This window comes from Micromonospora sp. DT31, assembly GCF_049841795.1.
Classification (GTDB): Bacteria; Actinomycetota; Actinomycetes; order Mycobacteriales; family Micromonosporaceae; genus Micromonospora.
In genome coordinates, this window is sequence record NZ_JBNCKZ010000009.1 from 219,538 (window position 1) to 230,540 (window position 11,003).

Genomic DNA, 11,003 nt, shown 5'->3' on the forward strand with positions numbered 1-11,003 from the left:
CCATCGAAAGCCAGAACAACGGCGAGTCGCCCGGCGTGTCGTCGCCCGGGACGACGGCGGACCACTCCGGCATCGCCGCCATCCGCTCGGTGCTGCGCATCCGGCCGTTCCGCAGGCTGTGGATCGTGCTCAGCGCCGCCTCCTTCGGCGACTGGCTCGGCCTGCTCGCCACCGCGCTCTTCGCCGCCTCCCAGGTCTCCGGCAGCACTGCCCAGGGCGCCGCGTTCGGTGGCGTGACCGCGATCCGGCTGCTCCCCGCCCTGGTCCTCGGGCCGGTGGCCGGCGTCTTCGCCGACCGGTTCGACCGCCGGTGGACCATGGTCATCTGCGACGTGCTGCGCTTCGTGCTGTTCGCCTCGATCCCGCTCTACGCGCTCACCGGCGCGGCGGGCGGTCTGGTGGTCGGCTGGGCGTTGATCGCCACCTTCCTGATCGAGTCGCTCACGCTGCTGTGGATCCCGGCCAAGGAGGCCGCGGTCCCGAACCTGATCCCGCGCACCCGGCTGGAAGCGGCGAACCAGCTCACCCTGATCACCACGTACGGCCTGACCCCGGTGGCCGCCGCCATCGCCCTGGCGGTGCTGGACCGGGGCGTACGCGGCGCGGTCGGCGGCGACCTGCCCGGCTGGGCCGAACCGGCACAGCTCGCGCTCTGGTTCAACGCCTTCTCCCGGCTGGCCACCGCGCTCGTGGTGGCGTTCGGCATCAAGGAGATCAGCCACGCCCAGCGCGGCGAGGCGGAGCGCGCCGAGCAGAGCATGCTCCGCCAGTTCTCCGACGGCTGGAAGTACATCGGCCAGACCCCGCTGGTACGCGGCCTGGTGCTGGGGATCTTCGGCGCGTTCGCCGGCGGCGGCATCGTGGTCGGCACGGCCAAGTTCTTCGCCAACTCCCTCGGTGCCGGAGACGCCGCCTTCTCGCTGCTGTTCGGCGCGATCTTCGTCGGCCTGGCGCTCGGCATCGGGCTCGGCCCGATGATCGTGCGGGACATGTCCCGGCGTCGCTGGTTCGGCATGAGCATCGTGCTGGCCAGCGCCTCGGTGCTGGTGCTCGCGTTCGCCATCCACCTGTCCATGGCCATCCTCGGCGCGATCCTGGTCGGCGCCGGCGCCGGCATGGCGTTCCTGGCCGGCACCACGCTGCTCGGCGGCGAGATCGCCGACGAGGTGCGCGGCCGGGTCTTCGCGGTGGTGCAGATCGGCACCCGGCTGGTGCTGATCCTGGCCATCGCACTGAGCAGCCTCCTGGTCGGCGTCGGCGGCTCCCGCCAGTTCGCCATCGCCGACCTGGGCATCTCCGTCTCCTCCACCCGCCTGCTGCTGCTCGCCGCCGGCGCGGCCGGCATCATCGCCGGCGTCAGCGCGTTCGGCCAGATGGACGACAAGAAGGGCGTTCCGGTTCTCGCCGACCTGTGGGGCTCGATCCGGGGTCGCCCGCTGATGCCGTCCGAGCCGTTCGTCTCCAGCGGCCTCTTCGTGGTCTTCGAGGGCGGCGAGGGCGCCGGCAAGTCCACCCAGCTCGCCGCGCTCGCCGAGCGGCTGCGCGGGCAGGGCCGGGAGGTGGTGGTCACCCGTGAGCCCGGTGCCACCCCGGTCGGTGAGCGGATCCGCTCGCTGGTGCTGGGCACCACAGGCGACGAGGCGCCGTCACCGCGCGCCGAGGCGCTGCTCTACGCCGCCGACCGGGCACACCACGTCGCCACCGTGGTCCGCCCGGCCCTGACGCGCGGTGCGGTGGTGATCAGCGACCGGTACGTCGACTCGTCCCTGGCCTACCAGGGGGCCGGCCGGACGCTGCCGGTGGACGAGGTTTCCTGGCTCTCCTCCTGGGCCACCGGTGGGCTGAAGCCCGACCTGGTGGTGCTGCTCGACGTGGAGCCGCGCACCGGCCTGAGCCGGGTGGCGGCCCGCAACGAGGGCGCCGACCGGCTGGAGGCCGAGTCGGTCGCGTTCCACGACCGCGTCCGGTACGCCTTCCTCGACCTGGCGGCCGGCGACCCGAAGCGCTACCTGGTGCTCGACGCGTCCGGCCCGGTCGGGGAGATCTCCGACGCGATCGCCCGCCGGGTGGGCGAGTTCCTCGCCGACCCGGCCGGAATCGTGCACCCCCGTCCGGCGCAGGGCCCGGACACCTCGGTCCAGCCCGAGTTATCCGACGCGGAGCTGGTGACGATGGAGCCACCCCACCGATGACCGACGTCTTCAGCGACCTGGTCGGGCAGGACGAGGCGGTGGCCGTGCTGCGGCGGGCCGCGGCCTCGGCCGCCGCGCTGCTGCGCGCCCCCGCCCCCGCGGCGGCGGTCCCCGCGGGCGCGCCGACCGGCGCCGAGGGCCCCGACGGGTACGACGACCTTGACGCGCTCGCCGACGACCTCCACGGGCCGGGCCCGGCGGCGACCCCCGATCCCGGCGCCGGGATGACCCACGCGTGGATCTTCACCGGGCCGCCCGGGTCGGGCCGGTCGGTGGCCGCCCGCGCCTTCGCCGCCGCCCTGGAGTGCGCGCAGGGCACCGGGTGCGGGCACTGCCCCGGCTGCCACACCACGCTGGCCGGCACCCACGCCGACGTTCGCCTCGTGGTGCCCGACGGGCTGTCCATCGGCGTCGGCGAGATGCGCTCCCTGGTGCTCCGGGCGGCGAGCGCGCCCTCCGGTGGCCGGTGGCAGGTGGTGATCATCGAGGATGCCGACCGGCTCACCGAGGCCGCCGGCAACGCGCTGCTCAAGGCGATCGAGGAGCCGCCACCGCGTACCGTCTTCCTGCTCTGCGCCCCGTCCACCCACCCGGACGACATCTCGGTGACCATCCGGTCGCGGTGCCGGGTCGTACCGTTGCGCCAGCCCTCGGCGGCCGCGGTGGTCGAGGTGCTGGTGCGCCGCGACGGCGTCACGCCGGAGGTGGCCGGATGGGCCGCGGCGGCCGCGCAGGGGCACGTGGGCCGGGCCCGGCGGCTGGCCCGCGACCCGGACGCCCGGCAGCGGCGTGACGCGGTGCTCGCCGTGCCGCGCCGGCTCACCGGCGTGGGCGCGGCGTTCGACGCCGCCTCGGCGCTGATCGAGGCCGCCGAGGCGGAGGCCGCCGCGTCGGTCGCGGAGGTCGATGAGTCGGAGCGTGCGGCGTTGCAGACCGCACTCGGCGCGGGCGGCACCGGCCGGGGCGCGGCCGGCGCCATGCGCGGCGCCGCCGGCCAGCTCAAGGACCTGGAGAAACGGCAGAAGTCACGGGCCACCCGGGCCCAGCGGGACGCGCTCGACCGGGCGCTTGTCGACCTGGCCGCCTTCTACCGGGACGCGCTCACCATGGCACTGCGGGCGCCGGTCGCGCCGGTGCACACCGACACCGCGACCACGGCCGGGGCGGGCGCCCAGAAGTGGGAGGCCGAGGGCTGTCTGCGCCGCCTGGAGGCGGTGCTCCAGTGCCGCACGGCGATCGAGGCGAACGTCAAGCCGCGGATCGCGGTGGAGGCCATGATGCTCGCCCTCTGGCGAGGCTGACCGCCTGCCCGCAAGCCATCGACACACGCGATTGACGTGCGGTACGGTCCGGTGAGGCCGCGGTGACCGAGGCGGCACACTCGGTGAGGGTTGCGCCGACCATCCGGGAGGAGTCCGCCGATGCCGCGGGGGGAGATCGACGAAGCCTGGATCGAGGAGGCGGTGCGGCGCTACCGCCGCATCGAAACCCTCCAGGCCGAGTTCGACCAGGCGGTCAGCACGGTCGAGGTCACCGTCCGCTCACCGGACGGGCTGGTCGAGGTGGTGGTCACCGCCGGCGGCCGGATCACCCACGTGCGCTTCCTCGGCCCGCTGCACCACCGCCACCCGCGCGACGTGGCCGGGTCGGTGCAGGCCGCGGTCACCGCCGCCGCCGACGCGGCCCAGTGGGCGCGGGAGAAGCTGCACAACGAGACCTTCGCGGCCTACCGGCCCCTGGCGGGAGCCTGACATGGAGACGCTGCGTGCCCTCGCCGCCCGTCTCGACGAGGCCGGCGCGACCCTCGCCACGTTGTCCCGCACGGTGACCGCCACCGACCCGCCGCATCCCGCGTTCGGCACGCACGCCGCCGGCCGACCCGGCGAGGTGGGCCGCGCGTTGCACGGGCAGTGGACCGCCGCCACCGCCGACCGGGCGCGAGAGGCGCACGCCGCCGCCCTCCGGTTGGCCGCCGCCGCGGCCGCGCTGCGCGCCGCCGCGGACCGCTACGCGACGGCCGACCAGGGAGCCGCCCGCCGGCTGGCCCGGGAGGCGTGATGGATGCCCTGGACCGCCTTGCCGAACCCGGACTCGACCTGCTCCACCGCGTCGACACGCTGCTGGCCGCCGGTGCACCCGACGGTCATCGGCTCTGGCCGCTGCTGCGCCGCATGCAGGTGCTGCCCGGTGCGGCGGTGCGCGAATTCCTCGACCTGCACCCCGCCCCGCTGACCGGTGCCGGCCACGCCGTGCGCCGGCTCGTCCGGGGCTACGACGACACCTGCGCCCTGCTCGCCGACCAGATCGCCTGGTCCGGTCCGGCCGCGGCCGCCTACGACGAGGCTCGCACCGCGCTGCTCCGCCACCTGGACGAAGGGCCGGAGAGCCTGGTCGGGCGGCTGGAGTCGACCGCGGGCTACGCCGACGCCCTGGCCGGCTGGGTGGAGGGCAGCCGAGCCGCCCTGGCCCGGGCGCTCGCCGACGTGCTGGGTTCGGCCGAGGCAGTGACCGTGCACGCGGCGACCCGACCCGGGGTCGAAGCCGGACGCTCCGGTGCGTCGGCGGCGGCGGAGATCGCCAGCCGGATCCTGAGCGTGCTCGGAGTGGCCTACGACGGGGCCGAGACGCTGCTGCGCCAGTGGGGGCCGAGCCTGGCCGAGACGACCTGGCGGGACCGGGTCACCAGCGCCCCGCACTACGGCGGCACCACCCGGATCGGCTACTGACGGTCCACGGCGTCGCCGTCGGACCGACCGTGGCCGGACACCGGCGGCGACGCCGTGGCCTTCCCCTGCACCCCCCGCAGGTATGCCTTCACTCAACGCGCCCCGCCGGCGTTTGTCCCGACTCCGGCCCAGGTTTCAGCCGTCCGGGCGAGGCGTGGCGGGCGGTTCGGACGGTGCGGCGGTGATGATCGCCGCGCTCGGTGACCGGACGGCGACTGGCGTATCGTGCGGTACGCGTCCGCACGCGTAGGCTGAGACGTATGGGCATGCTCTGCGCGGTCAGCTTCAACCGGTACGGGCGCCTCTACTACCTCGATCCGGGCGAGCTGCGCCCCCAGGTCGGGGACCGGGTGCTGGTGCCCACCGACGACGGCCCGGAGGTGGCCGAGTGTGTCTGGGCCGCCCAGTGGGTCAGCGAGGACACCGACGGCTTCCCGAAGCTGGCGGGGCTCGCCGTCGACGACGACCTGCGCCGCGACGAGACGCTGCGCCGGCGCAAGGCCGAGGCGAAGGTGGCCGCCAAGCGGCTGATCCGCGAACACGCCCTGCCGATGAAGGTGGTCGCCGTCGACCACGTGCTCGGTACGCCGGAGACCGGCAGCGACCGCACCACGATCTACTTCACCGCGCCGCACCGGGTGGACTTCCGCTCCCTCGTCCGGGACCTGGGCGCCACGCTGCACTGCCGGGTCGAGCTGCGGCAGCTCTCCGCCCGCGACTCCGCCCGGGTGCAGGGCGGCATCGGCTCATGCGGGCGTGACCTGTGCTGCGCCACGTTCCTCACCGACTTCGAGCCGGTGACCATCCGGATGGCGAAGGACCAGGACCTGCCGCTCAACCCGCTGCGCATCTCCGGCGCGTGCGGGCGACTGATGTGCTGCCTGAAGTACGAGCACCCGCTCTACCAGAAGTTCCAGGAGACCGCCCCGGCGGTCGGCAGCCGCGTGTCCACGCCGGAAGGCGACGGCAAGGTCGTCGGCCACAGCGTCCCCCGCGACGCCGTGACCGTCCGGCTGGACGCCGACGGCTCGCGCTCCCTGTGCTCCCGCGCCGACGTCTGCGGCTCCCGGCAGGCCTACGAGAACCGTGACCAGCCGACCGCGCCGGCCGGCTCCCCGCGTCGCTCATGAGGTCGGCTGAACACCGACCCGGGGTGCGCGGTCAGCGGACGACGATCGGAGGTTCGGCCAGGCGGGGTGTCAGCGGGGTCTTCGGGGTCAGCCACGGCGCGGTGGGGGACTGGTCGGGGTTCAGCTGCCAGTCGCGGGACACCCGGTCCACCGCGATCGGATAGATCGTCAACGTGCCGTCCGGGTCGATCCGGAACCGCAGGAACGCCTTCGAGTCCTCGATGCCCTGCCCGGCGAACAGCTCGTTCACGTTCACCCCGAACGCGCCCGCCACCAGCAGGTAGAGCGCCACGAGCTGGCTGGCCACCAACCCGCTCACCGGGCCGTACAGCACCACCGCGGCGACCGCCGGCAACGGCCACGGCCACTCGTAGAACGGCAGCTGCAACCAGGCCCAGGTCCCACCGGCGGCCAGCGCCACCTGCGCCAGCCCGTGCGCCACCCCGAGGATCCAGTGCCGGGCGTGCCGCTTCCCGCCCGCGCTGGGCGGTTTGGCGAAGAACGCCGCGCCCAGCATGGCCACCACGATCATGACCACCAGCGGGACGCTGAACAGCCGCTGCTCGGCGGTGCCGACCCGCTGCGCCGCCACCCCGGCCATGGCCAACATGAGCAGTGTGTGCAGGGTCCCGAGCAGCGTGACGAACCCCGGGTTGCGGTACGGCAGCCGGAAGATCCCCCAGCCGTACCGGCGGGAGCGCCCCTTGTCGGGATAGCGGGCAGCCAGGTCGTACTCCTGGGTGCGGCTGGCCCGCCGGGTCAACGTGTCACGCGGCGGCACCTCCAACCGCTCCGGCAGGTGATGTGTCGGGTAGAGGTAGGCGCCGCCGCCCCCGCAGGTGATGAGCTGCCGATCCGGCCCCGCATAGCGGGCGTAGTGGTGCAGGTCCCCGGAGACCAGTACCCGCACCTGCGCGCCGGTCGGCGCGACCAGGGTACGGATGAAGTAGTCGATCGAGTCGTACGCGTTCGGATGGTCGGCGGCCTTGACCCACGTCGGTGCCGGCACGGCCAGGATCACCTTCGAGCGTGGGGTGAGCTTGCGGGCCACCTCGTCGAAGTAGGTGAGCTGCGGGTCGTCCAGGTACGACCCGGACTGGTCGTCGAGGCCGAGCAGCCACCAGTCGGCCGGCAGTTCCACCGCGAAGTACGAGCGGGACTGGCCGGTGCCCCAGCCGGCGAAGCGGCGGTCCCGGGTCCGCACGAACAGGCGCAGGAACGCGGTCAACCCGTCGTACCAGTCGTGGTTGCCCGGCACCGCGAACAGTGTCGGCTGCTCCGGCGGGGCCACCGGCAGCGCCGCCTGGTACGGGCCCTTGCAGCGGTCCTCGTACGCCTCGTAGCCGGCCGCCGGATAGACCTGGTCGCCACCCATCACCAGCGTCTGCGCCCGGGGGAGCCGATGCCCGTCCACGGTCAGCTCCGGCTGCGCCAGCAGGTACGCCACCGAGTACGTGGCGTCGAAGCCGTCGCCCAGGTCGGCCACGTAGTCCAGCCAGAGCCCGCCGTCCGGCCCGACCTGCCGGAACGTGCCGTCGCCGAAGGCGTTCTGCAACTCCCGCTTGTCCAGGTACGCCCCGAACAGCATCGCCAGCAACGTACGCAGGCCGGTGCTGATCAGCAGCAGTGGCGCGAGCCAGGGCACCGGCCGGCGTGGGGTGAAGCCCAACTCCCGCGGGTCCATGCTGCGGGGACGGCGGGTGGCCCGCTCATCCGGATGTGCCTCGGGGGCCGGTGGTCGCGGCGGTTCGTCGGTCACCCGCCGCAGCGTAGTCGGGGACCTGCGCGCCGTCTCGCCCGTGGCGGGGCGGATGTGTGCCGCTGTCCGGTTTCCGGGCGGGGGATCCGGTTCGGCTTCCGGCCGGACGTGCCGTAGACTTGGCGACCGTTGCCGCCTTAGCTCAGTCGGCTAGAGCGACGCACTCGTAATGCGTAGGTCGACGGTTCGATTCCGTCAGGCGGCTCGGTACAGAAGCCCAGGTCAACGGCCTGGGCTTCGCCGTTTCCCGAGGTCGATCACGCCTCCGTCCGTGGTGCCGGTCCTTAGATGGTCCTTGTCCCGTGCCGCGACCGCTTCGTCCAGCCGGTTGGCGACCGCGTCCAGGTCGTCACCGAACAGGCCGGCGTACACGTCCAGCGTCATCGACGCCGAGGCGTGCCCGAGCATCCGATGCACCACGGACGGGTTGATCGTTGGCGCGTCTGACGGTGCGGAGCCCGGCGTCGGTGTGGATGGTCAGGTCGGTGACGTCGACCGTGACGGTCTTGCCGGCGTGGATTCGGCCGAGCGCGGCCTTCTGCCCGACGACCATGACGACGCCGAATTTCGACGCCCGGCGCTGAACGGGCACTGGTCCGGTTGCTGGTTGTGGTGGTGGGCCGGCCGGGCGGACACCCCCAGTCGGCTGATGTCGGCCGGGGTCAGCGGGTTTGGTCGGGTCCGTAGCAGCTGACGGGTGTCGAGGTCGAAGAAGCTCAGCGTCGCTGCTTCGATGCGAATCCCGACTCGGCGCCCGGCGTAGATCACTTGCGCCTGACGGTTCTCACCGCCTGGCGAGGCCGCCAAGACCTTACGACTAGTTCATCGACCTCGACCGACGTAAACACCGCTTCCTCCAGCTCCAGGCGGAAGGCGTGGAACCCGCCTGGCGGCTCGCCACCTGAGGTGTAGGTGGCCTTCTCGCTGCCGGTTACCTCAATCGCCACTCCGGCGACCTTGGCATCACCGCCTTTGGCAGGGTGAGCATGGATCGCACATCGACCGTCGCGTTGAAGATCAAGCGCCTTGACCGCGTTGAGCATCGATCCGAACGACAGGTCCGGTCCTTGAAACGCCACCTCTGACCCGCTGACGCGTGGTGACCCGTCCCTCCGCAGCGTTGCGAGGACGTGTGTCTCAGCTTCCTCAAACCGTGCCCGGATCAGCCTCGCGAGCTCGGCCGCCTCACTCTCGAACTGCCTCCAAGTAGCCATGACTGCCAGTGTGACTGCGAGCACCGACAGAACGATGGCCCAGAGGCGCCGCAGTCCGCATCTGGCTCAGGGTCGAGCAGCCGACCTGTTCTCCCGACCACAGCGCCCCCTTCAGCCGTGACGCGGCTTGCCCGCGACTTCGGGAGCCACGTGGGCGTGGATGTCGAGGCTGACACCGATATTGCGGGTGTCCGAGGATCTCCATGACCACGCGGGCGCGGTGGCCGCCTCTCATCTGCGCAACAAGACCATCACGGACAAGTCGTACACCACCTCGACGGACCCAGGATATGGCTCGATGCATAGCAGCTATGCAAATCAATATAGACCGAGGCTAAAACTGTCCTCAACGGACAGATGTTGCCCCTTGACGAGGGGCTTCTCTCGCAGTCTAATCTGGTGATCAATTAGGGAGGCCAACTTGTGGGAGAGTGCCAGTTCGCCGTTCCGACGTGGCAGGGGTTCCTCCTGATAGCGGCTGCCGACGCAAGGGCGCGCGCACCGCGTCGGCTCGCAATGGCCGTTTCTGATTACCGGCTTGCGCCGTTTTCCGACGTCGAAGTCGTCCTCGGCGCCGACCTCGTCAGCGGTTGGCACCCGACGTTCACGCGTCGGCTCGCCCCGCAGTCGGGATCCCGAACAAAGCCATCGGCATTCGCCGCCCGCTAGAGGCGGCAGGACGGCACATCGCTTTACCTCGGCCGGCGTGTGCAGGCCGTGCAGGACCCTGGACGCAACCGGCAGCCCCGGCCCGTTGGAGATATCTACTCCCGGAAGGAATCGTAAATGAGCATGAGGTTCGTGAGTCGGCGGCAGTTCCTGCGTCGCCTGGGAGGCACCTTTGCCGCCGGAGCCGGCATCGCGTTGTTTCCGGCCGGGTTCGCCTCGGCATCGCCCAATGCCAATCTGGCATCGGGCCCTGGACGTACGGGCGACGGGCCGGCGTATCCGGGAGACCCCGGTTTTGTCGCCAGGACGCCAGGGGAACTGGATGCCGCCAAAGCCAGCTGGGAAACGCCGGAGTATGGTTACTACACCGGCCACAATCCTTCCAATCCTGGCACAGCGATCGATTCCCCATGGCAGCTCGTCGCGGTGAACGCGTCCACCGCCTACGCCCTTGGCTACCGCGGGCAGGGCGTCGCGCTGGGCATGATGGATTCGGGCTACCGGCCCACCCACGAAGGATTTCAGACCGGGTTGATCGTTCCGGTGAGAGCGGAGGGTTTCTACGGCACGTCCGGCTTCGGTTACCGGAACTCGGCAACCCCGGCGAACCCGTTTACTGCGGGCCAGAGGTTCACTGTGGCCGGTGACCAGGCGAGAACAAGTGACTACAGCCACGGAACCGGCATGCTTGGCGTCACCTCTGGCATTCGCGACGGCAAAGAGCAGCACGGCATCGCCTTCGGCTCGACGATGTACGTCGCCATGACCGGCGGTTCCGATACCCAGTCCCACGGCCCTTTCCACGATTACGTGTACTGGCGCACAGCCAATAAGGCCCTGGTCGACGCAGGCGCCCGGGTCATCAACAGCAGCTGGGGCTCTTATGTCCAGACTCTTGACCGAAGCCGCTTCGACGGCCTAGTGCCTTGACCACGAAGGTTCGCGGTGTTGGGGTCAGGCTGCGAGGGCGGCGGGTTGGCCCCAGCGTCGTTGGCGTTCGCTGCGGATGCGGGCGCGTTCTCGGCGTTGGGCGGCCAGGACGTCGGGGTGGCGGGCGTTGGCGTTGCGCCAGCGCAGGTAGGTCTGCAGCTTTCGGGTCAGCGCCGGGTGGTTCGGGTGGTTGGAGCCGGCGATGACGAAGGTGCGTAGCGGCCCGAACTGGGCTTCGATCGGGTTGGCCCAGGAGGCGTAGGTCGGGGTGAAGCAGAGCTCGACCTTGTTGCGGGCCGCCCATGGCTGGATCTTGCGGCCTTTGTGCGCGGACAGGTTGTCCAGGATGACGTAGATCGGTGCCCCGTCCGGACGCGCGGCTC

The 11,003-nt window shown here is 71.8% G+C and carries 11 protein-coding genes and 1 tRNA gene; 8 read left to right on the plus strand and 4 right to left on the minus strand.

All coding sequences use genetic code 11. The annotated features are described in order from the left end of the window. Positions 1–125: 125 nt before the first annotated feature. The 6 genes from tmk (at position 126) to ACLQ2X_RS17870 (ending at position 6,048) form a co-directional block, all read left to right on the plus strand. On the plus strand, positions 126–2,192 hold the full coding sequence (gene tmk / locus ACLQ2X_RS17845; RefSeq protein ID WP_425682173.1) for a dTMP kinase: 2,067 nt from the start codon (positions 126–128) through the stop codon (positions 2,190–2,192). Continuing rightward, a complete protein-coding gene (locus ACLQ2X_RS17850) occupies positions 2,189–3,493 on the plus strand; it encodes a DNA polymerase III subunit delta' (protein ID WP_425682154.1) in 1,305 nt (434 codons plus the stop codon). Before tmk ends, ACLQ2X_RS17850 begins: the two co-directional genes overlap by 4 nt. Before the next feature lie 120 nt (positions 3,494–3,613). Further along, positions 3,614–3,943, plus strand: a complete 330-nt coding sequence (locus ACLQ2X_RS17855) for a YbaB/EbfC family nucleoid-associated protein (RefSeq protein ID WP_425682155.1) — start codon at positions 3,614–3,616, stop codon at positions 3,941–3,943. A 1-nt stretch (position 3,944) separates the two neighbouring features. Continuing rightward, entirely contained in the window at positions 3,945–4,250 is a 306-nt protein-coding gene (locus tag ACLQ2X_RS17860; RefSeq protein WP_425682156.1) for a hypothetical protein, read from the plus strand. Beyond that, complete coding sequence (locus ACLQ2X_RS17865) at positions 4,250–4,918, plus strand: hypothetical protein (protein WP_425682157.1); 669 nt, start codon at positions 4,250–4,252, stop codon at positions 4,916–4,918. Before ACLQ2X_RS17860 ends, ACLQ2X_RS17865 begins: the two co-directional genes overlap by 1 nt. A gap of 260 nt (positions 4,919–5,178) precedes the next feature. Then, positions 5,179–6,048 (plus strand): PSP1 domain-containing protein, encoded by an 870-nt coding sequence (locus ACLQ2X_RS17870; RefSeq protein ID WP_425682158.1) that lies wholly within the window; start codon positions 5,179–5,181, stop codon positions 6,046–6,048. A gap of 31 nt (positions 6,049–6,079) precedes the next feature. Here ACLQ2X_RS17870 and ACLQ2X_RS17875 read toward each other — a convergent pair whose 3' ends face one another. Beyond that, on the minus strand, positions 6,080–7,807 hold the full coding sequence (locus tag ACLQ2X_RS17875) for a metallophosphoesterase family protein (RefSeq protein WP_425682159.1): 1,728 nt from the start codon (positions 7,805–7,807) through the stop codon (positions 6,080–6,082). Positions 7,808–7,938: 131 nt separating this feature from the next. On the opposite strand from ACLQ2X_RS17875, the gene ACLQ2X_RS17880 reads away from it, so the two are divergent. Then, positions 7,939–8,012, plus strand: a tRNA-Thr gene (locus ACLQ2X_RS17880). 17 nt (positions 8,013–8,029) lie between these two features. Here the strand turns inward: ACLQ2X_RS17880 and ACLQ2X_RS17885 are convergent. Further along, the gene (locus ACLQ2X_RS17885) at positions 8,030–8,215 is read right to left on the minus strand and encodes a hypothetical protein (RefSeq protein ID WP_425682160.1); all 186 of its coding nucleotides are present in this window, start codon (positions 8,213–8,215) and stop codon (positions 8,030–8,032) included. A 356-nt stretch (positions 8,216–8,571) separates the two neighbouring features. Next, the gene (locus ACLQ2X_RS17890; protein WP_425682161.1) at positions 8,572–9,045 is read right to left on the minus strand and encodes a pyridoxamine 5'-phosphate oxidase family protein; all 474 of its coding nucleotides are present in this window, start codon (positions 9,043–9,045) and stop codon (positions 8,572–8,574) included. A 762-nt stretch (positions 9,046–9,807) separates the two neighbouring features. Between ACLQ2X_RS17890 and ACLQ2X_RS17895 the strand changes: the two genes are divergently transcribed. Further along, positions 9,808–10,620, plus strand: a complete 813-nt coding sequence (locus ACLQ2X_RS17895) for a S8 family serine peptidase (protein ID WP_425682162.1) — start codon at positions 9,808–9,810, stop codon at positions 10,618–10,620. 24 nt (positions 10,621–10,644) lie between these two features. Here ACLQ2X_RS17895 and ACLQ2X_RS17900 read toward each other — a convergent pair. Beyond that, positions 10,645–11,003, minus strand: a 359-nt coding sequence (locus tag ACLQ2X_RS17900; RefSeq protein WP_425682163.1) for a transposase, incomplete at its 5' end; no start/stop codon positions are given.